Here is a 25,186-nt window from a genome sequence, read left to right as displayed (position 1 = left end):
CCGATGCGCAGCTACTACCCGTGCGAGCAGGTGCGGGCGGCGGAGGCGCCGCTGCTCGCCGCCCTGCCCGAGGGCACGCTGATGCGCCGCGCCGCGTTCGGGCTCGCCCGGGTCGCGGCGGCGGAACTGCGCTCGCGCACCGGCGCCGTCGCCGGTCGTCGCGTGACCCTGCTCGTCGGATCGGGCGACAACGGCGGCGACGCCCTGTGGGCGGGCGCGTTCCTGCGCCGCCGCGGGGTCGCGGTCACGGCGCTGCTCCTCGACCCCGAGCGGGCGCACCGGGCGGGACTGGCGGCGCTGCGCGCCGCCGGCGGGCGCGCCGTACCGGCGGATCCCGACCGGATCGGTGACCCGGACCTCGTGCTCGACGGCGTTGTCGGCATCTCCGGCCGGGGCCCGCTGCGCCCGGCCGCGGCCGCGGTGGTCGAGCAGATCACCGCCCCGATCGTGGCCGTGGACACCCCGAGCGGCGTCGACCCGGACACCGGCGCCGTCGACGGGCCGGCCGTGACCGCGGCCGTGACCGTCACATTCGGCGCCTACAAGCCGGTCCACGCCCTCGCGCCCACCCGGTGCGGGCGGGTCGAGCTCGTCGACATCGGTCTCGAGCTGCCGCCGCCGTGCATGGTGGCGGCCGAGCCCGCCGAGATCGGAGCAATCTGGCCGGTCCCGGGCGCCGACGACGACAAGTACAGCCAGGGCGTCGTGGGCATCGTCGCGGGCAGCGCCCGGTTCCCGGGCGCCGGCGTGCTCTGCGCCGGCGCAGCGGTGGCCGCGACGTCCGGCATGGTCCGCTACGCCGGCAGCGCCGCCCCCGTCGTGCTGGCCCGGTTCCCCGAGGTGGTGGCCGCGCCGTCGTTCGCCGAGGCGGGCCGCGTCCAGGCATGGGTGATCGGGCCGGGCGGCGGCACCGATCACCAGGCGGCCGACACGTTGCGCGACGTGCTGGCCACCGATCTTCCCGTCCTCGTCGACGCCGACGGGCTGACGCTGCTGTCGCGGCAGCCGGACCTGGTCCGCGGCCGGCGGGCTCCGACCCTGCTGACACCGCATGCCGGGGAGTTCGCGCGGCTCACCGGACGCCGGCCCGAGCCGGACCGGGTGGCGGCGGTGCGGGCACTGGCCGCCGACTGGCGGGTGCACGTACTGCTCAAGGGCCGGTCGACGCTGATCGCGAACCCGGACGGGCACGTGTTCGTCAACGAGGCGGGCGGGTCGTGGGCGGCCACCGCCGGCGCGGGCGACGTGCTGTCCGGGATGATCGGGGCACTGATGTCCGCGGGGATGGCCCCGGATCTCGCGGCCGCGGCGGGCGCGCGCGCCCACTCCACCGCCGCGGATCTCGCCGCTTGCGGCGGGCACGATCTCGCCGCTTGCGGCGGGCACGATCTCGCCGCTCGCGGCGGTCGCGATCTCGCCGCTCGCGGCGGTGAACCCGGTTGGGCCGCCCCCACTTCGGCGAGCGCGATCCTGGATCGGGTGCCCGCGGCGGTGCGGAGCCTGCGGGGCATGGCCGAATCGTGATCCCGACACCTGCCACCGTGCTGCGGGCCACTTCGTCCGCAGTGGCAGGATCGAGATTCATGACCACGGCCGAACCCCGACCCCGCAACCACCTCCACCACGACCTGCCGCAGGCCGAGGCGCTGATCGACCTCGACGCCGTGGCCGAGAACGTGCGGCGGCTGCGGGAGTACGCAGGGGAGGCGGCGGTGATGGCCGTGGTCAAGGCCGACGCGTACAACCACGGTGCCGTCCCGGTGGCCCGGGCCGCGCTCGCCGCCGGCGCGCGGGAGCTGGGGGTGACGACCCTGACCGAGGCGCTCGAGCTGCGCCGCGCGGGGATCGACGCGCCCGTGCTGTCGTGGCTGCACACCGTCGACGCCGACTTCGCCCCCGCCATCGCCGCCGGCGTCGAGCTGGGGGTGTCGTCGACGCGGCATCTCGCGTCGATCGTCGCCGCGGCTCGGGAGACGGGTGTGACCGCGGTGCTCACCGCGAAGATCGACACCGGCCTCAACCGCAACGGCGTGGCACGGGACGAGTGGCCGGCGTTCCTGCGGGATCTGGGCCGGGCCCGGGCGGAGGGGGCGATCCGGCTGCGCGGCGCCTTCTCCCATCTCGCACACGCGGACGAACTCGACCACCCCGAGATCGACTGCCAGCGGGACCGGCTGCGCGAGGCCGTCGCCGACCTGAGCCGCCACGGCATGAAGCCCGAGGTGGTGCACCTGTCGAACTCGGCAGCGACCGTTACCCGCCCCGACCTGCGTTTTGACATGGTCAGACCGGGTATAGCGATGTACGGGTTGTCCCCGATCCCCGAGGTCGGGGACTTCGGGTTCCGGCCCGCGATGACGTTGCGAACGAGGGTGGCGCTGGTGAAGAAGGTGACTGCAGGGTCCGGAGTGTCCTACGGGCATCGCTGGGTGGCGCCCGCCGACACCACCGTGGCCCTGCTGCCGATGGGATACGCCGACGGAATCCGGCGTAATCTCAGCGGCCGGTTCGAGGTGCAGCTCGGCGGACGCCGCCGACCGCAGCTCGGCCGCGTGTGCATGGACCAGGTCGTGGTCGATCTCGGACCGGACGGGGACGGAGTAAAAGAAGGCGATACCGCGTTCTTCTTCGGTGACGGTAGCCATGGCGAGCCCGCCGCGCAGGACTGGGCCGACCTACTGGACACCATCAATTACGAGGTGGTCACCGGCGTGGGCGGGCGCACCGTCCGCACCTACGTCGGTGGCGGAGGAGGCGAGCAGCGATGACGCTGTTGGGCAGTTTGGGGCTGTTGGGTGCGAGCCTGGCCACGCTCGGCTCGAACGCGGGGCTGTACGCGGTGCGTACCGCGGGCCTGCCCGCGCACGAGATCTACGGCGAGGAAGATTTCGACGCGATGCTCGCGCTGCCCAAGCGCACTGTGCGTACCGAGGACGGCGTCGACCTCGCCGTCCGGGAGGTGGGTTCGGCCCTGGCGCCGCTGACGATCGTGTTCGTGCACGGGTACTGCCTGCGCATGCAGTCCTGGCATCTGCAGATGCGCCATCTGCAGGAGCGGTGGGGCAAGGACGTGCGGATGGTCTTCTACGACCAGCGCGGCCACGGGGAATCCGCCGTGTCGACGTCGAAGTCCTGCACTATCGCCCAGCTCGGCCGCGATCTGGGCACCGTCATCGACACCGTCGTCCCCACCGGCCCGGTCGTCGTGGTCGGGCACTCGATGGGCGGGATGACGACCATCGCCCTGGCCGCCCAGCGCCCGGAGTTGTTCGACGAACGCATCGTCGGGGTGGGCCTGCTCGCCACCACCGCCGCCGGGCTGACCAAGACCGGCATCGGCCGTAACCTCGAGAACCCGGTGATCGACGCGTTCCGGCATCTGGCCCGCACCGCGCCGGGGTTCGTGCAGTACGCCCGTGGGGCCGCCAAGGCGATCATCGCGCCGATCCTGCGCGCCGCGTCCTACGGGACGGTGGTCAGCCCGAAGCTGGTGGAGTTCTCCGACCGGATGCTGGCGGAAACCTCGGTGCTGACCATCGTGAACTTCCTGCGCACCCTCGAACTGCACGACGAGTCGGCGGCGTTGCCGGTGCTCGGACAGGTGCCCGTGCTGGTGCTGTGCGGGGACGCCGACATGATCATCCCGTTCTCCGGCTCCGAGGAGCTCGCAGCGGCGTTGCCGGACGTCGAGCTCAAGCGGGTCCGCGGGGCCGGGCACCTGGTCCAGCTCGAGTTCCCCGAGGTCGTCGTCGGTGCGCTGGACCGGCTCATCCAGCGCGGGTTCGCCCACGACGCCGGCAGGAGGCGCGCCGCAATTGGGTGACGATCGCTCCACCGGCACACGCACCGAGCAGTATGCCGAGCTGCCCACGGTCGAGGACACCGAGGCGTTGGGCCGCCGCCTGGCACGCGAACTGCACGCGGGTGATCTCGTCGTCCTGGACGGTCCGCTCGGTGCCGGGAAGACCGCCCTGACCCGCGGAATCGCCGCGGGCCTGGGGGTACAGGGCCGGGTCACCTCGCCGACCTTCGTCATCGCGCGCGAGCATCGCCCCGGCGATCGCGCCGGTGGCGAACCCGTGGGGATGATCCACGTCGACGCCTACCGCCTCGGGGACGGTCCGAACGCCCTCGACGAACTCGATGCCCTGGACCTCGACACCGATCTGACCGCCGCCGTGGTCGTCGTGGAATGGGGTGAGGGGCTGGTCGAGACGCTGACCGAGCGGCACCTGCGGGTGCGGCTGCGCCGCGAACCGGACTCGGACGTGCGCACCGCCACCTGGTCCTGGGTGGGGTGACCGCCGCGCTCGGCGGTACTCTGGATACTCGTGCTCGTTCTCGCCGTGGATACCGCCACCCCCGCTGTCACCGCAGGTCTCGTCCGGGTAGACGACGGCGGTGAACCCGGGGGCGTCGACATCGAGACGTTGGCCGTGCGGGTCACGGACAATCCACGCGCCCACGCCGAGGTGCTGACTCCGCAGATCCTCGACTGCCTGTCGTCCACCGGCCACACGCCGGCCGACCTCGACGCCGTCGTCGTCGGTGTCGGCCCCGGCCCGTTCACGGGCCTGCGTGTCGGTATGGCGACCGCCGCGGCCTTCGGCGACGCCCTCGGCGTGCCGGTGCACGGCGTGTGCAGCCTCGACGCGATCGCGGCCGACGTCCACGGCACGGACGGCGACGGTGATCTGCTCGTCGTCACCGACGCCCGTCGCCGCGAGGTGTACTGGGCGCGGTACTCCGGTGGCCACCGCGTCGAGGGGCCGGGCGTGTGCAAGCCGGCGGAGCTGAAGGCGGAGCCGTCGCTGCGGATCGCCGGGTCCCGCCCGCACACCGACCTGTTCGCGCTACCCGCACATCCGGTGGCCACACCGTCGCCGGCGGGCCTGGTCGCCGTCGCCGTCGCGGACCTGCTCGCCGGGGTGGAGCCCGAGCCCCTGATGCCCCTCTACCTGCGCCGGCCCGATGCGGTGGAGACGGCGGACCGGAAGAAGAAATGAGCCCCCACGACCCGCTCCCCCTCGTCGACGCGCTGCAGCCGTCCGACGTCGCACGGTGCGCCGAGCTGGAACGGATCCTGTTCCCCGGCGACGACCCGTGGAGCGCCGGCGCCTTCCGCGCCGAGCTGGCGGCGCCGCAGAACCACTACGTCGCCGCCCGCGACGACGAAGGCCGGCTGATCGGCTACGCCGGTCTCGCCCGTCTCGGCACCGGCATCCATCCGGAGTCCGAGGTCCACACCATCGGTGTGGACCCGCAGCAGCGGCGCCGCGGCGTCGGTGGCGCGCTGCTCGCCGAGCTGTTGCGGGTGGCCGACGCCTGGGGCGGCCCCGTGTTCCTGGAGGTGCGCACCGACAACGACGCGGCGATCGCGCTGTACCGCCGGGAGGGTTTCGAGATCGTCGGGACCAGGAAGCGGTACTACCAGCCGAGCGGCGCCGACGCGTACACCATGTGCCGGCCGGACCGGCGGAAGGAGTCACAGTCGTGATCGTGATGGGCATCGAGAGCTCGTGCGACGAGACGGGCGTCGGCATCGTCCGGTGGGTCGGCGACGGCACCCTCGAACTGCTCGCCGACGAGGTGGCCTCCAGCGTCGACGAACACGCCCGGTTCGGCGGCGTCGTCCCGGAGATCGCGTCCCGCGCACACCTCGAGGCGATCGTCCCGACCATGCGACGGGCGCTCGCCGCGGCCGGGATCGAGAAGCCCGACGCCGTGTGCGTGACGATCGGTCCCGGCCTCGCCGGTGCGCTGCTCGTCGGTGTCGCCGCAGCCAAGGCCTACGCGGCGGCGTGGGACGTGCCGTTCTACGCGATCAACCACCTCGGCGGGCACGTCGCGGTGGACACGATCGAGCACGGGCCGATGCCGCCGTGCGTGGCGCTGCTGGTCTCCGGCGGGCACACGCACCTGCTACACGTCGAGGACCTCGGCCGCAGGCCGATCGTCGAGCTCGGCACCACGGTCGACGACGCGGCCGGGGAGGCCTTCGACAAGGTGGCGCGTTTGCTCGGGCTGGGTTTTCCGGGCGGTCCGGCGCTGGACCGGGCCGCGCAGGACGGCGACCGCACCGCGGTGGCGTTCCCGCGGGGGATGACGGGGCCGCGCGACGCCCGGCACGACTTCTCCTTCTCCGGGCTCAAGACGGCCGTCGCACGGTTCGTCGAGGCGCGCGAGCGGGCCGGCGAGCCCGTCCCGCTCGCGGACGTGGCGGCCGGTTTCCAGGAGTCGGTGGCCGACGTGCTGACGATGAAGGCGGTGCGGGCCGCGCAGGATGTGGGCGTGGACACCCTGGTCCTCGGGGGTGGGGCCACCGCCAATTCCCGCTTGCGGGAACTCGCCGAGGAGCGCTGCGCCGCCGCGGGGATCACGCTGCGGGTGCCGCGGCCGCGGTTGTGCACCGACAACGGGGTGATGATCGCGGCGCTGGGGGCGCACCTGATCGCCGGAGGTGCGCAGCCGTCCGCGCTCACCGTCGGGACCGACCCCGGGCTGCCGGTCGAGATCGCCCAGGTGCCGGCCTGACCGTCCGCTGCGGGGGATCGGGCGGTGCGGCTCAGCCGACCGGCGACGGTTCGATGCGCAACGGGGACGAACTCGTCGTTCCCTCCGCCGGGGCGGCGGTCGAGGAGGTGTCGGTCGTCGTCTCGGCGGGTGCGGACTCGGTCGTCGGCGCGGACGTCGTCGGGCTCGGTGTCGTGCTCTCGGGCGGTGTCGTACCGGGCGGTGTCGGCAGCGGGACGGTCGGCAACGAAACGCTCGGCAGGGTTCCCGGGAACTGCCACGGCCGGTCGGTGCCCGGGGCCTCCGGGGGCGACTCGGGCCGGTCGGTGGTGGTCGACTCCGGCGTGCTGGGCGGCGTGGTCGTCGCCGAGGTGCTCGTCGGGGGTAGCGACCCGGTGGGGTAGGGGTCCGGCGCGGGCGTGCGTGCGTAACCGTTGTCCGGAGCCGTCGTGGTGACAGTGGCGTGAGGATCCTCGGAGGGGATCTGCGTGTGTCCGGTGTCGGGAACCGCCGCCGCAGGCTGGGTGGTGGCCTGGTCGCTGGTGCCGGCAGGGGAGACGGGCGTGTCGTCGGACGCGATCCGGTCGGTCGCGTAGCCGGCGACGAGCGCACCGACGACCAGCGCCCCGGCGAGTGCGCCGGAGACCTTGCCCCCGGGGGTGCTCGGCGTCGGCGCCGAGGCGCCCACCGGCGGATACGACGCGAGGCGTGACGACGCGGCGAGCAGCGCGGCACCGTGGGCCGCTGCCGTGGCCGGTTCCGGCACCGTCACGGCGGTCCCCGCGAACGCCGAGGTCACGGCTCCGGCGAGAGCCGGCATGGCCGCGGCGCCGCCGACGAGGGCGAGCATCTGCGGCCGCGGCTCGGTGCCGCCGCAGATCCGTCGCGTGAACGCCGCGGCGGCGTCGGCGAGATCGGCCACCATCTCGTCGAGTTCGGCGCGGGTCAGGGGCACCGCGGGGCCGGCGTCACCGAGTTCGACCCTGGTGGCCGACGCGGAGCCGAGGGCCTCGAGGGCGCCCTGGCAGCGCACCGTCAACAGGGCGGTGTCGATCGGAATGCGGCCGCGGGTGCGGCCGATCTGGCGGCGCACGTGGTCGTAGACGCGGCCGCGGACGGCGTCGCCCCCGACGTCCCCGGTCCGGGCCGAGCGCAGCACCGATCCGGACCGTCGGTCGAGAACGGAGACGGTGAATCCCGATGCCCCGAGGTCGGCGACGGCGAGGGTGTCGGCGGTGTCGACGAGGCCGGTGCCGTGCAGGTAGGCGAAGACGGCGGTCGTCTCCGGAACCAGGTGGACGATGTGGCCGTCGCGCACCGCCGCGGAGCGGATCGCCTCCGCGTGCTCGGGCGTGCGGTAGGCCACCGCCACGGCGTCGGGGACGGCGTGGCCGTCGATCTGGGTGCTCATGAGGGAGAGGGCATCGATGACGAGGTCGCCTAGATCCCCGGCTGCGTCGGGATCGGCGGCGAGAAATCGGTACTCGGTGGTGCGATCCCCGGACCCCTCGACGACGAGGGCTGAGCCCACTCCGGAAGCGCCGGTGGAAATCCCCAGCGACGTGCGCATAGTTCCCCTCCCGTGCGTGACCGGCGGACAGTGACGCGGACGAGGCCGCAATGTCACCGAATGGTCACGCGTTCGGTCTCCGTTATCCGAACGTAACAGACGGGTGGCCGCGAGCGCTCGTCGAAAACCGGCGATCCCCGTCCGTCCGGCCGCGCCGCAGGCCCGGCTACCCCGCCCGTGGACCGGCCGCCGGACGTCGGTGGCGGAGGCGGGCCGAGTCCGGCAGCGCCGCTGTTGTGCCAGCTCGGAGGCGTTCTTCCGGCTCGCAGGGCGAGCACAGTGGCGGGAGAGTGGGCTGTGAAGGGACCGCTGCCCGGCGGGGTGGCCGACCGGGCATCTCCCGGATACGAATGGTCACGATTAGGTCTCCTCGGTTGCGGACGGGCCCGGCTCATGGGCGGACGGGGGGCCGGCCTCCGGCCATCGTTGCCGGGCGGGCGCGGTCGACCGGAGGGCCGCCCGGGGCCGAGGGGCCTTCGATGGCAGCATGGGGCGCCCGGGGCGACACGGGGACATTCAGCACCCGCTGCCCTTGAGCGCTGGCACTCGCGTGTATAGAGTGCTAGTCGACGCCGAGCGAGTTCCGGCACCCGCGACGACGGGACTGCGCGCGGAGTCACCGTGGTGACTGAACAAACCCTGTCCGAGGACGACAAGAGGCCTCGGACCATCGAACCCCTGAAAGTGGAGGGCTCATCGTGGCGAGCGTGAACATCAAGCCGCTCGAGGACAAGATCCTCGTCCAGGCCAACGAGGCCGAGACGACGACTGCCTCCGGCCTGGTCATCCCGGACACGGCGAAGGAGAAGCCCCAGGAGGGCACCGTCGTCGCCGTCGGCCCCGGCCGCTGGGACGACGAGGGTGAGAAGCGCATCCCCCTCGATGTCAAGGAAGGCGACGTCGTCATCTACAGCAAGTACGGCGGAACCGAGATCAAGTACGCCGGCCAGGAGTACCTGATCCTGTCGGCTCGCGACGTGCTGGCCGTCGTCGCCAAGTAAGCCGCACGCATTCCGCCCCGGAGTTCCGTCTCGGACCCGGGGCGGAATCCGTTCCGGATCCTTCGTTCCAGGAGTAGTCGGAGAACATGTCCAAGCAAATCGAGTTCAACGAGACCGCGCGGCGGGCACTCGAGCGTGGCGTCGATCAGCTCGCCGACGCCGTCAAGGTCACCCTCGGCCCGCGTGGGCGGCACGTGGTGCTCGCCAAGGCGTTCGGCGGTCCGACCGTCACCAACGACGGTGTCAGCATCGCCCGGGAGATCGAGCTGGAGGACCCGTTCGAGAACCTCGGCGCCCAGCTGGTCAAGAGCGTTGCCACCAAGACCAACGATGTCGCCGGTGACGGCACCACCACCGCCACGGTGCTCGCTCAGGCCATCATCAAGGCCGGCCTGAAGAACGTCGCGGCCGGCGCCAACCCCATCGCGCTCGGCAGCGGCATCGCCCAGGCCGCCGAGAAGGTGTCGGAGGCGCTCCTCGCCGCCGCCACCCCGGTCGAGGGCAAGGAAGCCATCGCCCAGGTCGCCACCGTCTCCTCGCGCGACGAGGAGATCGGCACCATGGTCGGCGAGGCCCTGAGCACCGTCGGCAAGGACGGCGTCGTCACTGTCGAGGAGTCCTCGACGCTGCAGACCGAGCTTGTCGTCACCGAGGGCGTCCAGTTCGACAAGGGTTTCCTCTCGCCGTACTTCATCACCGACATCGACGCACAGCAGGCGGTGCTCGAGGATGCCGTCATCCTGATCTACCGCGACAAGATCGGCTCCCTGCCCGACTTCCTGCCGCTGCTCGAGAAGATCGCCGAGAACGGCAAGCCGGTCCTGATCATCGCCGAGGACGTCGAGGGCGAGGTGCTGTCCACCCTGGTGGTCAACTCCATCCGCAAGACCCTCAAGGCCGTCGCGGTCAAGGCGCCGTTCTTCGGTGACCGCCGCAAGGCGTTCCTCGACGATCTCGCCGTCGTCACCGCCGGCACCGTCATCAACGCCGACATCGGGTTGACCCTGAAGGATGCCGGTCTCGACCTGCTCGGTTCGGCCCGACGCGTGGTGGTCACCAAGGACAGCACCACCATCGTGGACGGTGCCGGCACGCAGGAGGACATCCAGAACCGCGTCGCGCAGCTGCGCCGCGAGATCGAGGCCACCGATTCCGACTGGGATCGCGAGAAGCTCGAGGAGCGGCTCGCCAAGCTCTCCGGCGGCATCGCGGTGATCAAGGTCGGCGCTGCCACCGAGACCGACCTCAAGGAGCGCAAGTTCCGTGTCGAGGACGCCGTCAACGCGGCCAAGGCAGCGGTCGAGGAGGGCATCGTGCCCGGCGGCGGTTCGGCGCTGGTGCAGGCCGCCCGTGAGCTGGACGCGCTCGAGAACTCGCTCTCGGGCGACGAGGCCACCGGTGTCGCCGTGCTGCGCGCGGCCCTCACGGCCCCGCTGTACTGGATCGCCAGCAACGCCGGCCTCGACGGGGCGGTCGTGGTGAACAAGGTCGGCGAGGCTCCGGCCGGATCCGGCTTCAACGCAGCCACCCTCACCTACGGCGACCTGATCGCCGACGGTGTCGTGGACCCGGTGAAGGTGACCCGGTCCGCGGTCGTCAACGCCTCCTCGGTGGCACGGATGGTGCTGACCACCGAGAGCGCGGTCGTCGAGAAGCCGGAGGAGGAGGCCGAGGCCAATCACGGCCACGGCCACGCGCACTAGGGATCCGAACGCCCGGGCCGGCCGCGCGTAACGGTGGCCCGGGTGGCACGAAGCCCCGCACGGAACTTCCCGTGCGGGGCTTCGTCGTCCCGGGGGTCGCGGCCGGTCAGACCGCGACCCTCCGTCGTCGGTGCCGCGCGTACATCTCCCGCTCCGTCTCGGACATGCCGCCCCAGATGCCGTACGGCTCGGACACGGCCAGAGCGTGTTCCCGGCACTGCACGATCACCGGGCACTGCCGGCACATCTCCTTGGCCCGGCTCTCGCGCTGCGCCCTGGCCCGGCCACGCTCCCCGTCCGGGTGGAAGAACATCGAGGAGTCCACCCCACGGCACAGTCCGTGCATCTGCCAATCCCAGACGTCCGCGTTGGGTCCGGGCAAGTGGTTCGGTGCAGGCATGGGGCACTCCTTTGCAGCGTGCTCGCCTGGGGCGAGCGGACCGTGGGCGGAAGGTCTTTCCCCCCAAAGCAATTATTCAGGCTTCGTAACCGTAAAGGGGCCGCCGAAATGGAGTCAACAGTTTCGCGGAGTGGCAATTTCCATATCCCGATCCGCGAGAATTAACCACCGAAATATTTACATCGGGGTCGATTCGTGATTGTGTCTTGATGTTGTGCGCCTCGACCGCTCGAGGCTCCGTCCGGTGCCCGGAACAGCCCGGATCAGGGACTATATGCCCTGCCGTCGGCGCGGAAGGGCGCCCGTCCGGGCCGCGGGGGCAAGAATGCCGGGGTCGGCGGGCCCGGCGTGCGCGGGTTTGCGTACAGGCGCCATGTCCGCAATTAACAGGCCGTAAACCCAATGTTCAACCGGATGCAGCACAAGTGTCGTGCGGAGTAATTCATGCGCCCCCGGTGCATATTTCCCGGAATGCGGACCACCTCCGCGTCGGGAGGGGGAGATGCGGTGCGATCATGAGCGCGTGCCCGACATCGCCCTTCCGTCCGACGCGTCCGCACTCGCCTCGGCGGCATTCGGCGCCCGGCCCGGCCTGTTCCCCCTGCCCCTCACCGGCGATCCCGTCGCGTCGTGGCACCGGGCCGTCGCGCTGGGCGGGCAGGGCCGCTACAGCGCGGCCCGGGCGGAACTGACCCGGCTCCGCCGCGCCACGGGCCCCGGCGGAGCGCTCGCGTCCCTCGCGACGAGCACCGAGGCGTCGCTGTTGCGTCAGCTCGGCCGGCATCGTGAGGCATCCGTCCTCGACGGCCGGGCGCTCGCCGGCGCGCCGGCGGACTGCCCGTGGGCCGTCGAGGCTCACTGCGACGCCCTCACGGGCCTGGCGGCGGACGCGCTCGGGTGCGGCCGGCTCCGGCTCGCCGCCCGGCTGCTGGACCGCTGCGCCGCACGTCTCGACGAAGCGGGGGGCGTCCACCCCGAGGCGTTCCGGCGCCAGCGCGTGCGCCTGCACTGGGTCACCGCCGAGACCGCGCTCGCCTCCGGGGACTTCGCCACCGCCCGCCGTCATTCCGCTGCCGCAGCGGCAGGTGCCGAGCGCAGCGGTTCGGTCCGGCACCTGATCAAGTCCGACCTGTTGCAGGCCGCCTCGTGGACCGGCGAGTCCGATCCGACCCCCGCCCGCGACCTGTGCCTGGACGTGCTCGATCGCAGCACCGCGCACGGTCTGGTCCCGCTCCGCTGGGCTGCTTCGATGCTGTGGGACGGACTGGGGGGCGGTGATGCGGCCCGGCGCGTGCGCGACGAGTCGGCCGCCCTCATCGTCCGGCGCGGCGGGAGATTCGCAACGATCCGGGCCTAGAAGTCATCCGTGCGTCCGTTCCGTCCGGTCGTGTCGTTAGTCTGGGGGTGTTCCACTGCGAGTGGAAGCACACCCGGCCGGGGGGTCGTGTCACTTTGTAACGCCAGGACTTGCGCAATCGATGACTGTCATGGGTGAGGAGTTGGACTCCGCTGTCGCTGCGGCTGCGCAGGGGGATCGGACGGCTCTCGCTCAGGTTCTGAGGACCATCCGGCCCTTGGTCGTCCGGTACTGCCGGGCGCGGGTCGGATCCGCGGAGCGTGGCCAGCTCTCCGCGGACGACGTAGCGCAGGAGGTGTGCCTGGCCGTGATGACGGCGTTGCCGCGGTATCAGGACCAGGGACGCCCCTTCATGGCATTCGTGTACGGGATCGCGGCACACAAGGTCGCCGACGCGCACCGCAGCGCCGCCCGCAACCGGGCGGACCCGGTCGCGGAGGTACCCGAGTCGATGTCGCTGGACGACAGTCCGGAGGAGCAGGCACTCAACTCGGAGACGAGCCGGCAGATGAAGAAGCTGCTGGGCACGCTTCCGGAGAAGCAGCGGGAGATCTTGATCCTGCGGCTCGTGATGGGCATGTCCGCGGAAGAAACGGCAGCAGCGGTGGGAAGTACGGCAGGGGCCATTCGAGTGGCGCAGCACCGTGCCATCGCCCGACTGAAGAAGGAAGTGACGAGAGCAGGTGAGAGAAATGGGTAGGAAGCACGGCGCGGATGACGATTTCTTCGCCGATCTCGCCGACGACGGCACCCCCGTGGACATTGCGGCAGTGCGCCGTGACGATGCCCTCATCGACGCGATCTCCGGGGACGGACCGGTGCCCACCGAGACGACCGAGGAATACGAGCTGGCCACGCTCCTCGCGGGCTGGCGTGCCGAGATCCTCGCCGACCCTCTTCCTTCCGAACCGGACCTGGACGAGATCGTCGCCGCGGTCAACCGAGAGATCGGTGCCCGCGACGCGCTCGCCGAGCGCCGGTCCCGGTCCCGCACCCAGCTTCGCCTGATCCGTCCCATCGCCGGTGCCGCCGCCCTGATCGCCATCGCCGTGGGCGGCGCGACCGCCGTCTCCTACCAGGCCGAACCCGGCGACCCGCTGTGGAGCGTCAAGCAGGTCGTCTTCAGCGAGCAGGCAGAGTCGACGGTCGCCCGGATCGACACCGCCTCGACACTGCAGGAGGCCGAGCAGCGGCTCGCCGTCGGCGACACCGAAGGCGCCCAGGAACTGCTCCAGTCGGCACAGGAGCGTTCCGGGTCGGTCACCGACGCCGGCCAGCGGGACCAGCTGGGCGACTGGATGCAGCGGCTCACCACCGAGCTGAGCCAGCTCCTTCCGCCGCCGCCCCCACCCGTGCTGCCCATCCCCCCGGCCCAGTCGGCGCCGGTGGTTCCCGCGCCGGTGCCGACCACTGCGACCACCCCGTCGACGGTGGATCCCACGATCGCCGGCACGACGCCCGGGACGGGAACCGTGCCGCCGACGTCCACCGAGGAGCCCAGCGTCGATCTCCTGCCGCCGCCGACGTCGTCGCAGCCGGTGCCCACCCAGGAACCGCTGCCGGTCACGACAGAGCCGACAACCGGACCGACGAGCGCTCCGGTGACGACGGAGCCGACCACCGTGCCGACGGCCTCGCCGACGACGACCGCGTCGGCCTCGGCGCCGGCGCCGTCGAGTTCACTCGAACAGCAGTCGATCAGCCAGACGATCACCGTCGTTCCCCCGCCTTCCACGGTCGTTCCCCCGCCTTCGCCGTAGGCACGACGGGAAGGGCCCGCCAGGACATTCGTCCCGGCGGGCCCTTCCCGTCGTGCGGAGGCTTCTTCTAGGAGTCGAGGCCGTACGGGTCGACCGGCAGCGCCTCGTTCATCGAGGCGTCCGCGTAGCCGCGGCAGTAGTCCCACGTCACGTAGGCGTCGGGGGAGGGATCGTAGGCCGGCTCGTGCGGCCGGACCGTACCGTCGACGAGCAGCTGCAGCAGGTTCGCCCGCAGCATGTCCCAGTCGTGGTAGTGGTCCTGGTGGCAGTCCTCGCAGCACACCACCAGGCCGCGGATGCCGCGCGGCGACAGCAGCGCTTCGTAGACCGCGAGGTCGGCGAGATCCTCCTCGACGGCCAGCCGTTCGGCAGGGTCGAGTGGCTGACCCGGCTCGATCGCGTCCAGTGCGGCGGACGGATCGTCGGGATCTCCAGCGAATGGGTCCGGTGGCAGACCGGGAGGCAACTGATCACGCACGACTCCACGGTACGCAGTCCGACGGGGTCTGCGCCAGCCGTCACACCGTGGACTTCCCGCGGGGCTTCGTGTACGCGGGCGGATCCACGCGTTACGCAGTCCGACGGGGTCTGCGCCAGCCGTCACACCGTGGACTTCCCGCGGGGCTTCGTGTACGCGGGCGGATCCACGCGTGCGGATGCGCGTGTGTGCCTGTTCCGGTAAACCGATACGATAGTCCACGAGCAGGGCATCGTTGCTCGGAGCGTCCGGGGAATGTGCGCACCGCTCACGCCATTGTCTTTCACGACATTGTGTTCCGTAATCACCGTTGCCGGGCCGGGGCCCACCCGCCCGCACCGTATCGACGCGTCATGGAGGGTCCGAACCGCATGAGTAGTACCGGAGGGCACGTGCATACCGGCGGTGACGACCCCAACAAGGTCGCCATGCTGGGTCTGACCTTCGACGACGTGCTGCTGCTTCCGGCCGCGTCGGACGTGATCCCGAGCCAGGTGGACACGTCGAGCCAGCTGACCCGGGACATCCGCCTCCGCGTTCCGCTGGTCAGTTCCGCGATGGACACCGTCACCGAGTCGCGCATGGCCATCGCCATGGCCCGCGTCGGCGGCATGGGCGTCCTGCACCGCAATCTCTCCGCCGAGGCGCAGGCCGCGCAGGTCGAGACCGTCAAGAGGTCCGAGGCCGGCATGGTCACCGATCCGGTCACCTGCAAGCCGACCGCCACGCTCGCCGAGGTCGACGCCATGTGCGCGCGCTTCCGCATCTCGGGGCTGCCCGTCACCGACGACGACGGCCAGCTCGTCGGCATCATCACCAACCGGGACATGCGCTTCGAGGTCGACCAGAACCGCCCGGTCTCGGAGGTCATGACCAAGGCGCCGCTGGTGACCGCGCAGGAGGGGGTCACCGCCGAGGCCGCCCTCGGGCTGCTGCGCCGCCACAAGATCGAGAAGCTGCCGATCGTCGACGGACAGGGCCGCCTGACCGGCCTGATCACCGTCAAGGACTTCGTCAAGACCGAGCAGCACCCCAACGCCACCAAGGACCGTGACGGTCGCCTGCTCGTCGGCGCCGCGGTCGGCGTGGGCGACGACGCGTGGACCCGTGGCATGACCTTGGCCGACGCCGGGGTGGACGTGCTCGTGGTCGACAGCGCCCACGGTCACTCGGCGGGTGTGCTCGGCATGATCGCCAAGCTCAAGGCCGAGGTCGGCGACCGAGTCCAGATCATCGGCGGCAACGTCGCGACCCGGGCGGGCGCCGCGGCGCTCATCGAGGCCGGCGTGGACGCCGTGAAGGTGGGCGTCGGACCCGGCTCCATCTGCACCACCCGCGTCATCGCGGGTGTCGGCGCCCCGCAGATCACCGCCATCCTCGAGGCCGTCGCGGTCGCCAAGCCCGCGGGCGTCCCGGTCATCGCCGACGGCGGCCTGCAGTTCTCCGGCGACGTCGCCAAGGCTCTCGCCGCCGGCGCCTCCACGGCCATGCTCGGCTCCCTGCTGGCCGGCACCGCCGAGTCGCCCGGCGAGTTGATCCTCGTCAACGGCAAGCAGTTCAAGAGCTACCGCGGAATGGGTTCGCTCGGCGCGATGCAGAGCCGGGGCGCGGCCAAGTCGTACTCGAAGGACCGCTACTTCCAGGACGACGTGCTCTCCGAGGACAAGCTGGTGCCCGAGGGCATCGAGGGCCGCGTGCCGTTCCGCGGTCCGCTGCAGCAGGTGACCCACCAGCTGATCGGTGGTCTGCGCGCCGCGATGGGCTACGCCGGGGCCGCCAGCATCGAACAGCTGCAGGAGGCACAGTTCGTGCAGATCACGGCGGCGGGTCTCAAGGAGAGCCACCCGCACGACATCACGATCACGGCCGAAGCACCGAACTACGTGGTTCGCTAGAGCACCGAGTCCGCGATCGGGCCCCCGCCGGAGTGTCCGGCGGGGGCATCTACCTGAGAAGAAAGGGACGCGCGTGCGCGACCTGGTTGAAATCGGCATGGGGCGGACCGCCCGACGCACCTACGAGCTGGACGACATCAACATCGTGCCGTCCCGCCGGACGCGCTCCTCGAAGGAGGTGTCGACGGCCTGGCAGCTCGACGCGTACCGATTCGACATCCCGCTGCTCGCCCATCCCACCGACGCGCTGGTCTCGCCGTCCTTCGCGGTGCAGCTGGGCAGGGCCGGCGGTCTCGGCGTCATCAACGGTGAGGGCCTGTGGGGCCGGCACGCCGACGTCGACGCCGAGATCGAGAGGCTCGTCGGCATCGCCGAGTCCGACGCGGACCCGGCTGCGGCGATCGCCCACCTGCAGAAGCTCCACGCGGCCCCGCTGCAGCCCGACCTGCTGGCCGCCGCCGTCGCACAGGTGCGCGACGCGGGCGTGACCGCGGCCGTGCGGGTCAGCCCGCAGAACGCGCGGGCGCTGACCCCGCACCTGGTGAAGGCGGGCATCGACCTGTTGGTCATCCACGGGACCATCATCTCCGCGGAGCACGTCGCGCACGGCGAGAGCGAGCCGCTGAACCTCAAGACGTTCATTTCCGAGCTGGACGTGCCCGTCGTCGCGGGCGGTGTGAGCGACCACCGCACCGCGCTGCACCTGATGCGCACGGGCGCGGCGGGCGTCATCGTCGGCTACGGCTCGACGGCCGGGGCCACCACCACGAGCGAGGTGCTGGGCATCGGCGTGCCCATGGCGACCGCGATCGCCGATGCCGCCGCCGCCCGTCGCGACTACCTGGACGAAACCGGTGGCCGGTACGTGCACGTCATCGCCGACGGCGACATCGAGACCTCGGGCGATCTGGCCAAGGCCATCGCCTGCGGTGCCGACGCCGCCGTGCTCGGGGCCCCGCTCGCGGTCTCGGCCGAGGCGCCGGGCCGCGGCTGGTACTGGCCGTCGGCGAGTGCGCACCCGTCCGTGCCGCGGGGCGCGCTGCTGCAGGTCGCCTACGACGAGCGCCCGGGCCTGGACCGGGTGCTCGCCGGTCCGTCCGACGACCCGTTCGGCTCGCTGAACCTGGTCGGCGGCCTGCGCCGCGCGATGGCGAAGTCGGGCTACTCGGATCTCAAGGAGTTCCAGAAGGTGGGCCTGACCGTCCGCGCGTAGCCGTCCCCCTCTTCCGCTGTGGCCGAATGTCACATCGCGTCGATCCGATCGACGTGATGTGACATTCGGCCACAGCCGTTTTCGGCGCCCACCTGCGGTTTCTAGAACTCGAGGTTACAGTTAGGGCACCCTTGTGGCAGTGGTCACAGCGAGTCTGTGCATACTGGTGAGTAACAACCAGCGTCATGGAGGTGTTTCGGTGGGTGAGCAGCGCGCGACGGACTACGACGTCCTCATCGTCGGATCGGGGTTCGGCGGAAGTGTGACGGCCCTGCGGCTCGTGGAGAAGGGGTACAAGGTCGGCATCCTCGAAGCCGGCCGGCGCTTCGCCGACGCGGACTTCGCCAAGACCAGCTGGGATCTCAAGCGCTTCCTGTGGGCGCCCAAGCTGGGGTGCTTCGGCATCCAGCGGATCCATCTGCTGCACGACGTCCTCATCCTCGCCGGCGCCGGCGTCGGCGGCGGATCCCTCAACTACGCCAACACCCTCTACAAGCCGCCTGCCCCGTTCTTCCAGGACAGCCAGTGGGCGCACATCACCGACTGGAACGACGAGCTCAGCCCGTTCTACGACCAGGCCCGTCGCATGCTCGGCGTGGTGCAGAACCCCCACATGACCCCCGCCGACGAGATCGTCAAGTCCGTCGCCGAGGACATGGGCGTCGGGGACACCTTCATCCAGACCCCGGTGGGCGTGTTCTTCGGTGAGCCCGGCCGCACCGTCGCCGACCCGTACTTCGGTGGTGTCGGCCCCGACCGCACGGGCTGCATCGAATGCGGCGAGTGCATGACCGGTTGCCGGCACGGTGCCAAGAACACACTGCTGAAGAACTACCTCGGGCTCGCCGAGCGCGCCGGCGCCGAGATCGTCCCCCTCACCACGGTCACCGGCCTGCGCCGGGCCGCCGACGGCACATGGGACGTCGACACCGAGCGCACCGGCGCATGGAAGCGGAAGAACCGTCGCACCTACACCGCCGGGCACGTGGTGCTGGCCGCCGGCACCTGGGGCACCCAGCACCTGCTGCACCACCTCAAGGACACCGGCGGCCTGCCGCAGCTGTCCGACCGGCTCGGGCACCTGACCCGCACCAACTCCGAATCGATCGTCGGTGCCGGCAAGATGCGCGTCGATCCGGAACTCGACCTCACCCGCGGGGTGGCGATCACCTCGTCGTTCCATCCCACCGCGGACACCCACATCGAACCCGTCCGCTACGGCAAGGGCTCCAACGCGATGGGTCTGCTGCAGACCCTGATGACCGACGGCGGCGGCCGTGTCCCGCGGTGGCTGAAGTTCCTCGGCCAGGCCGCGCGGAACCCGGTCCAGATGGGGAGGATGCTCAGCGTCAAGGACTGGAGCGAGCGCACCATCATCGCCCTGGTCATGCAGAACCTGGACAACTCGATCGTCACCTACACCAAGAAGGGCCTGCTCGGCCGCCGTAAGGTCACCAGCCGGCAGGGCCACGGGCACCCCAACCCGACGTGGATTCCCGTCGGCAACGAGGCCACCCGCCGCATCGCCGAGAAGATCGACGGCGTCCCCGGCGGCACCTGGGGGGAGATCTTCAACATCCCGCTCACCGCGCACTTCCTCGGCGGCTGCGTGATCGGGACCGACCCTGAGCACGGCGTCATCGACCCGTACCACCGCGTGTACGGATATCCGACGCTGAGCGTCGTCGACGGAGCCGCGGTCTCGGCGAATCTCGGGGTCAACCCGTCGCTGACGATCGCCGCGCAGGCCGAGCGCGCGGCGGCGCTGTGGCCGAACAAGGGGGAGCAGGACCTGCGCCCCGCCCAGGGCGAGGGCTACCGCCGGCTGGACCCGATCGCCCCGAAGAAGCCGGTGGTGCCCGCGGGCGCTCCGGGCGCGTTGTCGCTGCCGATCGTCGAGGTCCGCAGCGGCTCCACCTCCGGCGTCGCCTGACCCGAACCGCCGTTCGTTGGGCGAGGACCGGGCCTCTAGACTGTTCGGGTGTCGCAAACCCAGCAGTCCAGGCCGGTCCTCGTCGTCGACTTCGGAGCCCAGTACGCGCAGCTGATCGCCCGCCGCGTCCGCGAAGCGAAGGTCTACTCCGAGGTCGTGCCGCACACCACGACGGTGGAGGAGATCGCGGCCCGTGAGCCGCTCGCCGTGGTGCTCTCCGGCGGCCCCTCCAGCGTCTACGCCGACGGGGCGCCGCAACTCGACCCGAAGCTGTTCGATCTGGACGTCCCGGTGTTCGGCATCTGCTACGGCTTCCAGGCCATGGCCCAGGCGCTCGGCGGCACCGTCGCGCACACCGGCAACCGCGAGTACGGGCGCACCGAGATGTCCGTCACCGGCGGTGTCCTGCACGACGGCCTGCCCGCGACGCAGCCGGTGTGGATGAGCCACGGCGACGGGGTCACCGCCGCGCCGGCCGGCTTCGAAGTGACCGCCAGCAGCGCCGGCGCCCCCGTCGCCGCGTTCGAGGACCGCGCGCGCCGTCTCGCCGGCGTGCAGTACCACCCCGAGGTGCTGCATTCCCCGCACGGCCAGCAGGTGCTCAGCCGGTTCCTGCACGACATCGCCGGTATCCCCGCCGCCTGGACGGCCGCGAACATCGCCGAGGCCCTGATCGAGCAGATCCGCGAGCAGGTCGGTGACGGCCGTGCCATCTGCGGCCTGTCCGGCGGGGTGGATTCCGCGGTGGCCGCGGCCCTGGTGCAGCGCGCCATCGGCGACCGCCTGACCTGCGTGTTCGTCGACCACGGCCTGATGCGTGAGGGCGAGCGGCAGCAGGTCGAGAAGGACTTCGTCGCCGCGACGGGGGCCCGGCTCGTCACGGTGGACGCCGCCGAGACCTTCCTGCGGGAATTGGCCGGCGTGACGGATCCGGAGACCAAGCGCAAGATCATCGGGCGCGAGTTCATCCGCAGCTTCGAGGGCGCCGTGTCGGAGGTGCTCGGCGAGAACGCCGCCCACGGCGAGACCGTCGAGTTCCTGGTCCAAGGCACCCTGTACCCGGACGTCGTCGAGTCCGGCGGCGGCACCGGCACCGCCAACATCAAGAGCCACCACAACGTCGGTGGTCTCCCCGAGGATCTGCAGTTCGCGCTGGTCGAGCCGCTGCGCCTGCTGTTCAAGGACGAGGTGCGGGCGGTGGGCCGCGAACTCGGCCTGCCCGAGGAGATCGTCGGCCGCCAGCCCTTCCCCGGACCGGGCCTGGGCATCCGCATCATCGGTGAGGTCACAGGCGAACGCCTCGCGATCCTGCGCCGCGCCGACTCCATCGCCCGCGAGGAACTCACGGCGGCCGGTCTCGACGGACAGATCTGGCAGTGCCCGGTGGTGCTGCTCGCCGACGTGCGCAGCGTGGGCGTGCAGGGCGACGGCCGCACCTACGGCCACCCGATCGTGCTGCGCCCGGTCTCCAGCGAGGACGCGATGACCGCGGACTGGACCCGGCTGCCGTACGAGACCCTCGAGCGGATCTCCACCCGCATCACCAACGAGGTCCCCGACGTCAACCGCGTCGTCCTCGACGTCACGAGCAAGCCGCCGGGCACCATCGAGTGGGAGTGAGACGCGGCTGCGCCCTTCGGATCCGATCCGAAGGGCGCAGTGCGTTCCGGGGTGTCAGCGCTTCTTCTTGCCTGGCGCGAACACCAGGGCCGCGCCGACGACGACGGCGAGCGCGACGAGCAGCCAGCGGAATTCGACGTTCGCGAGCGGCTCGAGGGAGAACGGCCCGATCAGCGCCCACCCGCTGACCGCCAGCGCCGCAATCGCGGACAGCAGCATCAGGATCGACGGGCCCCGCCGGCGGGTGCCGGTCGTGGGGTCGGTGGGGTCGGTGTCGACGTCAGCCACGGCGCACCTCCGAGTTGCCGAATGCGGTGTCGAGGTTCAGGGTCAGGACCGGTCCGCCGACGCCGTCGTCGCCGCCGTCGAGGCCCTGCATCGTGCACGGGTTCGAGGCCCGCTCGGTGCAGACGACGTCGACGTCGAGGTTCTTCGGCAGCATGATCTCGGTGGCACCGAAGCGGGTCTCGACGGTGACGGTCTCGTCCTCGGTGAGTTCGAGCCCGCGCAGGTCCAGTTGCAGGGCACCCATCTGCACCGAGTACGCCGGCTGCAGTTCCGCGGCGGTGCGGGGCGAGTACAGCTGTTCCCCCCACGACGAGGTGTCGATCGGCCCGACGAGCGAGGCCAGCACCACGAACCCGAGCAACGGGCCCGTCACCACCAGCAGTCCGTAGCCGCGGTGCAGGAACGCCCCGAACAGCAGGCCGAGTCCGATCACCGCGAGCGCGATCGCGCCGATCCGCGCCGGTGTGAGCCAGGCGACCTCACCCGCGGAGGCCACCGCGCCGGCGGCCGCCGCGGCGAGCACCGCCAGGCCCAGCACCGTCGTGGTGAGCCGTGAGCGGGGCTGTTTCGCCGGCACGACCGACGGCGCGGGCGCCGGCTCGGGCAGGTCCCAGGCGAACGGTGCGACGCCGAGCGGATCCCAGGACGGCGGCGTCGGGCGCTGCAACAACGGATCCTGCGGGGGCTCCGGGTTCGCCTCGGCGGACTCCGCGCCGGCGGCCCGGGGCGAGTCCGGTTCCGGCTTCGTCCAGAAGTTCGGATCCGCCGGCGCGGGCCCGGTGGCGGCGGTGTGCTGCGCGAAGGGCGCCTGCTGGTACTGGCTCTGCTGGAACGGGGCCTGGAAGGGGTTCTGTGGGAACAGCTGCGGCGCCCCGGGCAGCGCCGGGGGTTCGGGCCGGCGCTGGTACAGCAGCCACAGGCCGCCGAGCATCAGCACCATGCTCACGAACCCGGAACCGCCGACCCCGGGGCCCATCGGGCCGAAGGCGCTGGCCGCGACCGCCAGCACCACCAGGAGCACCACGGCCTTGGTGCTCGATTCGGAGCTGTGCCCCCGGCCGACGAGGGACTCGGCGGGGGAGACCTGATCGCCGTAGCGCGGCAGCAGCAGCCAGCACGCCAGATACAGCACCAGGCCGGCGCCGCCGAAGAACGTGGACACCACGAACGCCACGCGGATCAGCACCGGATCCACGTCGTACCGCACGCCGATGCCCGCGCACACCCCGGCGACATGGCCCTGCCGTGGCAGCCGGACCGGACGGGTGCGCCACATGTCCGAGAGCTGCTCGGGGAAGCTTCGCGTGTTCATGCTGCACATCCTTCTCGACCGCCGCCCCGCCGCACATCAGGGACCGACCCTGAATTCTGCGGCTGCGCGCGGCCGCCGGCTCAGGGTTCGTCCCGGATGCCCGGGGCGGGGTGCGCGTGCCAGTATCGAAGGTATGCAGCCGGTTCCCTACCCGCACCTGCCCACCCCCCGCCTCGAGCGCCGGGTCGGCGGCCGGGTCGTGGGCGGCGTGGCCGGTGGTCTCGCCGACCACCTCGGGGTCGACGTGCTCAAGGTGCGGGTGGCGTTCACGGTCCTGGCGGCGCTCGCCGGCCTCGGCATCGTCGCCTACGGGTTGCTGTGGGCGCTCACGCCGCAGGGCTCGGACACCGAACCGCCGTCGCCCACCGAGCGGCGCCGGGCGCTGGGCCTGGCGGTCATCGGACTGGGCCTGGCCGTAGGGCTTTCGTGGCTGCTCAACGGCGGTGTGGGCTCAGTGATCGCGCCTGTCGTCGTGGTGGCGGTGGGCGCCGCGCTGGTCTGGCGCGAGTTCGACGCCGAGGGACCGCGTTCGGTGCTGGGCCTGCCCGCCCGCCCGACGGTGCTGACCTGGGCGCGGGTGGTCGGCGGCGCCTCGCTCATCGTGCTCGGGCTCGGTGTCGTGATCCTCGCCCAGGTCGACGTGGCGGCCCTGCGCTCGTCGGTGCTGGCGGTGCTGGTGACGCTGGTCGGGGCCGGCCTGCTGTCGGTGCCGCTGTGGGTGCGGATGTGGCGCGCGCTCGAGGAGGAACGCGCCGCCCGCGTCCGCAACGAGGAACGCGAGGAGATCGCGTCGCACCTGCACGATTCGGTGCTGCAGACGCTCGCCCTGATTCAGAAGCAGGCCGACAACTCGCAGGAGGTGCTGCGCCTGGCGCGCAGCCAGGAACGCGAGCTGCGCCGCTGGCTGTTCGGCGGCGGCGAGACCCCGCACACCAGCCTGGCCGAGGCGCTGCGCACCATCGCCGGCGAGGTGGAGGACCAGTACGGGGTCTCGGTGGCGCCGGTGATCGTCGGCGACGTGGTGCCCGGCGACGACGAGGACCTGACCGCCGAGTCGTTCACCGCGCTGCTGGGCGCCACCCGGGAGGCACTGGTCAACGCGGCCAAGCACGCGCGGGTGGACAGCGTGGACCTGTTCGTCGAGGTCGAACCCGAACAGGTGAGCGTCTTCGTCCGGGACCGTGGCGTCGGCTTCGACGAATCCGCGGTGCCGGAGGACCGGCAGGGCCTGGCCCGTTCGATCCGGGGTCGCGTGGAGCGTCGCGGCGGCCGGGTCGGTGTGCGCTCGAACCCGGGCAAGGGCACGGAGATCCGCATCCACATGCCCCGTGCCGGTGCCGGACCGGAGCGGACGACGACCCTAGAGTGGGAGGGCACCGACGCCCATCCAGAGGAGCAGCCCACTTGACGTCACTCGACGCCTCCCGCCGTTTCCGTGTGTTCCTGGTCGACGACCATGCCGTGTTCCGGTCGGGGGTGCGCGCCGAACTCGGCCGGGAGAGCGACATGGAGGTCGTCGGCGAGGCCGGCACCGTCGCGGAAGCGGTCGCGGGAATCGATGCCACCCGCCCCGACGTGGTCCTGCTCGACGTCCACATGCCCGACGGGGGCGGGGTGGCGGTGCTCGGGCGGATCACCGAGGGCCCGGTGTGTCTGGCGCTGAGCGTTTCCGACGCCGCCGAGGACGTCATCGCGGTGATCCGGGCCGGCGCCCGCGGCTACGTCACCAAGACCATCTCGGGGGCCGAACTGGCCGACGCGGTGCGCCGCGTCGCCGGCGGGGACGCGGTGTTCAGCCCGCGCCTGGCCGGGTTCGTCCTGGACTCGTTCACCGGCCGCTCGAGCGTCCCCGAGCCGCCGCTCGACCCCGAACTCGATTCGCTCACCCCCCGGGAGCTCGAGGTGCTGCGCCTGCTGGCGCGCGGCTACACCTACCGCGAGATCGCCGAGGAACTGGTGATCTCGGTCAAGACCGTCGAGACGCACGCGTCGAACGTGCTGCGCAAGACCCAGCAGTCCAACCGCAATGCGCTCACCCGGTGGGCGCACCGGCGGCGGATCGACTGACCGGAGTTCCGTGCGTGGGCAGCCGCTCGGTCGATCCGGCCACGAGAGCTGCCGCGGTCATCGCCCCGGCGACGGC

At 71.7% G+C, this 25,186-nt stretch carries 23 protein-coding genes; 18 read left to right on the top strand and 5 right to left on the bottom strand.

Features of this window, described 5'->3' with window-relative positions; all coding sequences use genetic code 11:
- Positions 1-3: 3 nt before the first annotated feature.
- Genes ISO16_RS07710 through tsaD form a run of 7 tightly spaced genes read left to right on the top strand, consistent with a single transcriptional unit; the run spans position 4 to position 6,534 of the window.
- Positions 4-1,524, top strand: coding sequence for an NAD(P)H-hydrate dehydratase (locus ISO16_RS07710; RefSeq protein ID WP_072635665.1), 1,521 nt, complete (start codon positions 4-6; stop codon positions 1,522-1,524).
- 59 nt (positions 1,525-1,583) lie between these two features.
- A complete protein-coding gene (gene alr, locus ISO16_RS07705; protein WP_029544801.1) occupies positions 1,584-2,768 on the top strand; it encodes an alanine racemase in 1,185 nt (394 codons plus the stop codon).
- On the top strand, positions 2,765-3,823 hold the full coding sequence (locus tag ISO16_RS07700; protein ID WP_029544798.1) for an alpha/beta fold hydrolase: 1,059 nt from the start codon (positions 2,765-2,767) through the stop codon (positions 3,821-3,823). Before alr ends, ISO16_RS07700 begins: the two co-directional genes overlap by 4 nt.
- Positions 3,816-4,301 (top strand): tRNA (adenosine(37)-N6)-threonylcarbamoyltransferase complex ATPase subunit type 1 TsaE, encoded by a 486-nt coding sequence (tsaE, locus tag ISO16_RS07695; RefSeq protein WP_006940019.1) that lies wholly within the window; start codon positions 3,816-3,818, stop codon positions 4,299-4,301. Before ISO16_RS07700 ends, tsaE begins: the two co-directional genes overlap by 8 nt.
- 30 nt (positions 4,302-4,331) lie before the next feature.
- Positions 4,332-5,006: a tRNA (adenosine(37)-N6)-threonylcarbamoyltransferase complex dimerization subunit type 1 TsaB gene (gene tsaB, locus ISO16_RS07690; RefSeq protein WP_072635664.1), complete on the top strand. Its 675-nt coding sequence runs from the start codon at positions 4,332-4,334 to the stop codon at positions 5,004-5,006.
- Positions 5,003-5,497, top strand: a complete 495-nt coding sequence (gene rimI, locus ISO16_RS07685; RefSeq protein ID WP_072635663.1) for a ribosomal protein S18-alanine N-acetyltransferase — start codon at positions 5,003-5,005, stop codon at positions 5,495-5,497. The genes tsaB and rimI overlap by 4 nt, the downstream gene beginning before the upstream one ends.
- Positions 5,494-6,534 (top strand): tRNA (adenosine(37)-N6)-threonylcarbamoyltransferase complex transferase subunit TsaD, encoded by a 1,041-nt coding sequence (gene tsaD / locus ISO16_RS07680; RefSeq protein WP_072635662.1) that lies wholly within the window; start codon positions 5,494-5,496, stop codon positions 6,532-6,534. The genes rimI and tsaD overlap by 4 nt, the downstream gene beginning before the upstream one ends.
- Before the next feature lie 31 nt (positions 6,535-6,565).
- Here the strand turns inward: tsaD and ISO16_RS07675 are convergent, their stop codons facing one another.
- Positions 6,566-8,083: an Hsp70 family protein gene (locus tag ISO16_RS07675; RefSeq protein ID WP_230304493.1), complete on the bottom strand. Its 1,518-nt coding sequence runs from the start codon at positions 8,081-8,083 to the stop codon at positions 6,566-6,568.
- A 698-nt stretch (positions 8,084-8,781) separates the two neighbouring features.
- Between ISO16_RS07675 and groES the strand changes: the two genes are divergently transcribed.
- Positions 8,782-9,084 (top strand): co-chaperone GroES, encoded by a 303-nt coding sequence (gene groES / locus ISO16_RS07670; protein ID WP_003938034.1) that lies wholly within the window; start codon positions 8,782-8,784, stop codon positions 9,082-9,084.
- An 86-nt stretch (positions 9,085-9,170) separates the two neighbouring features.
- Complete coding sequence (gene groL / locus ISO16_RS07665) at positions 9,171-10,787, top strand: chaperonin GroEL (RefSeq protein ID WP_072635660.1); 1,617 nt, start codon at positions 9,171-9,173, stop codon at positions 10,785-10,787.
- A gap of 106 nt (positions 10,788-10,893) precedes the next feature.
- On the opposite strand, the gene ISO16_RS07660 is transcribed toward groL, so the two are convergent.
- A complete protein-coding gene (locus tag ISO16_RS07660) occupies positions 10,894-11,187 on the bottom strand; it encodes a WhiB family transcriptional regulator (protein WP_029544792.1) in 294 nt (97 codons plus the stop codon).
- Between the two features lie 523 nt (positions 11,188-11,710).
- Between ISO16_RS07660 and ISO16_RS07655 the strand changes: the two genes are divergently transcribed.
- The 3 genes from ISO16_RS07655 (at position 11,711) to ISO16_RS07645 (ending at position 14,304) form a co-directional block, all read left to right on the top strand.
- Positions 11,711-12,544: a hypothetical protein gene (locus ISO16_RS07655; protein ID WP_072635684.1), complete on the top strand. Its 834-nt coding sequence runs from the start codon at positions 11,711-11,713 to the stop codon at positions 12,542-12,544.
- 121 nt (positions 12,545-12,665) lie between these two features.
- Positions 12,666-13,244, top strand: a complete 579-nt coding sequence (locus ISO16_RS07650; protein ID WP_072635659.1) for a sigma-70 family RNA polymerase sigma factor — start codon at positions 12,666-12,668, stop codon at positions 13,242-13,244.
- Positions 13,237-14,304 carry an anti-sigma-D factor RsdA gene (locus tag ISO16_RS07645; RefSeq protein ID WP_044476137.1) on the top strand — a complete coding sequence of 356 codons (1,068 nt, stop codon included), beginning with the start codon at positions 13,237-13,239 and terminating at the stop codon, positions 14,302-14,304. Before ISO16_RS07650 ends, ISO16_RS07645 begins: the two co-directional genes overlap by 8 nt.
- Before the next feature lie 67 nt (positions 14,305-14,371).
- On the opposite strand, the gene ISO16_RS07640 is transcribed toward ISO16_RS07645, so the two are convergent.
- Positions 14,372-14,782 carry a DUF5319 domain-containing protein gene (locus ISO16_RS07640; RefSeq protein WP_006934975.1) on the bottom strand — a complete coding sequence of 137 codons (411 nt, stop codon included), beginning with the start codon at positions 14,780-14,782 and terminating at the stop codon, positions 14,372-14,374.
- 371 nt (positions 14,783-15,153) lie between these two features.
- Between ISO16_RS07640 and guaB the strand changes: the two genes are divergently transcribed.
- From guaB to guaA, 4 genes are all read left to right on the top strand, one after another.
- Complete coding sequence (gene guaB, locus ISO16_RS07635) at positions 15,154-16,677, top strand: IMP dehydrogenase (protein ID WP_029544783.1); 1,524 nt, start codon at positions 15,154-15,156, stop codon at positions 16,675-16,677.
- Positions 16,678-16,750: 73 nt separating this feature from the next.
- Positions 16,751-17,890 (top strand): GuaB3 family IMP dehydrogenase-related protein, encoded by a 1,140-nt coding sequence (locus tag ISO16_RS07630; protein ID WP_050035516.1) that lies wholly within the window; start codon positions 16,751-16,753, stop codon positions 17,888-17,890.
- A 199-nt stretch (positions 17,891-18,089) separates the two neighbouring features.
- The gene (locus ISO16_RS07625; RefSeq protein WP_029544781.1) at positions 18,090-19,823 is read left to right on the top strand and encodes an FAD-dependent oxidoreductase; all 1,734 of its coding nucleotides are present in this window, start codon (positions 18,090-18,092) and stop codon (positions 19,821-19,823) included.
- 48 nt (positions 19,824-19,871) lie between these two features.
- The gene (gene guaA / locus ISO16_RS07620) at positions 19,872-21,443 is read left to right on the top strand and encodes a glutamine-hydrolyzing GMP synthase (RefSeq protein ID WP_006934964.1); all 1,572 of its coding nucleotides are present in this window, start codon (positions 19,872-19,874) and stop codon (positions 21,441-21,443) included.
- A 54-nt stretch (positions 21,444-21,497) separates the two neighbouring features.
- On the opposite strand, the gene ISO16_RS07615 is transcribed toward guaA, so the two are convergent.
- Both ISO16_RS07615 and ISO16_RS07610 read right to left on the bottom strand, forming a co-directional pair.
- Positions 21,498-21,731: a hypothetical protein gene (locus tag ISO16_RS07615; protein WP_072635658.1), complete on the bottom strand. Its 234-nt coding sequence runs from the start codon at positions 21,729-21,731 to the stop codon at positions 21,498-21,500.
- Positions 21,724-23,043 carry a PspC domain-containing protein gene (locus ISO16_RS07610; protein ID WP_072635657.1) on the bottom strand — a complete coding sequence of 440 codons (1,320 nt, stop codon included), beginning with the start codon at positions 23,041-23,043 and terminating at the stop codon, positions 21,724-21,726. Before ISO16_RS07610 ends, ISO16_RS07615 begins: the two co-directional genes overlap by 8 nt.
- Positions 23,044-23,176: 133 nt before the next feature.
- On the opposite strand from ISO16_RS07610, the gene ISO16_RS07605 reads away from it, so the two are divergent.
- Positions 23,177-24,451, top strand: a complete 1,275-nt coding sequence (locus ISO16_RS07605; protein WP_006934957.1) for an ATP-binding protein — start codon at positions 23,177-23,179, stop codon at positions 24,449-24,451.
- Positions 24,448-25,110, top strand: coding sequence for a response regulator (locus ISO16_RS07600; protein ID WP_006934956.1), 663 nt, complete (start codon positions 24,448-24,450; stop codon positions 25,108-25,110). The genes ISO16_RS07605 and ISO16_RS07600 overlap by 4 nt, the downstream gene beginning before the upstream one ends.
- The last annotated feature ends 76 nt before the right edge of the window (positions 25,111-25,186 follow it).

The sequence above is a fragment of the Rhodococcus sp. M8 genome (genome assembly GCF_015654185.1).
Classification (GTDB): domain Bacteria; phylum Actinomycetota; class Actinomycetes; order Mycobacteriales; family Mycobacteriaceae; genus Rhodococcus; species Rhodococcus aetherivorans.
This window is presented reverse-complemented; position numbering and strand designations above follow the sequence as displayed.

Coding starts and splice junctions, on each gene's coding strand:
- ISO16_RS07700 (WP_029544798.1), top strand. CDS start 2,765: ATGACGCTGTTGGGCAGTTTGGGGCTGTTGGGTGCGAGCCTGGCCACG.
- ISO16_RS07645 (WP_044476137.1), top strand. CDS start 13,237: ATGGGTAGGAAGCACGGCGCGGATGACGATTTCTTCGCCGATCTCGCC.
- ISO16_RS07610 (WP_072635657.1), bottom strand. CDS start 23,043: ATGAACACGCGAAGCTTCCCCGAGCAGCTCTCGGACATGTGGCGCACC.
- groL (WP_072635660.1), top strand. CDS start 9,171: ATGTCCAAGCAAATCGAGTTCAACGAGACCGCGCGGCGGGCACTCGAG.
- ISO16_RS07675 (WP_230304493.1), bottom strand. CDS start 8,083: ATGCGCACGTCGCTGGGGATTTCCACCGGCGCTTCCGGAGTGGGCTCA.
- rimI (WP_072635663.1), top strand. CDS start 5,003: ATGAGCCCCCACGACCCGCTCCCCCTCGTCGACGCGCTGCAGCCGTCC.
- ISO16_RS07650 (WP_072635659.1), top strand. CDS start 12,666: ATGACTGTCATGGGTGAGGAGTTGGACTCCGCTGTCGCTGCGGCTGCG.
- ISO16_RS07605 (WP_006934957.1), top strand. CDS start 23,177: ATGCAGCCGGTTCCCTACCCGCACCTGCCCACCCCCCGCCTCGAGCGC.
- guaB (WP_029544783.1), top strand. CDS start 15,154: ATGAGTAGTACCGGAGGGCACGTGCATACCGGCGGTGACGACCCCAAC.
- ISO16_RS07710 (WP_072635665.1), top strand. CDS start 4: ATGCGCAGCTACTACCCGTGCGAGCAGGTGCGGGCGGCGGAGGCGCCG.
- ISO16_RS07660 (WP_029544792.1), bottom strand. CDS start 11,187: ATGCCTGCACCGAACCACTTGCCCGGACCCAACGCGGACGTCTGGGAT.
- alr (WP_029544801.1), top strand. CDS start 1,584: ATGACCACGGCCGAACCCCGACCCCGCAACCACCTCCACCACGACCTG.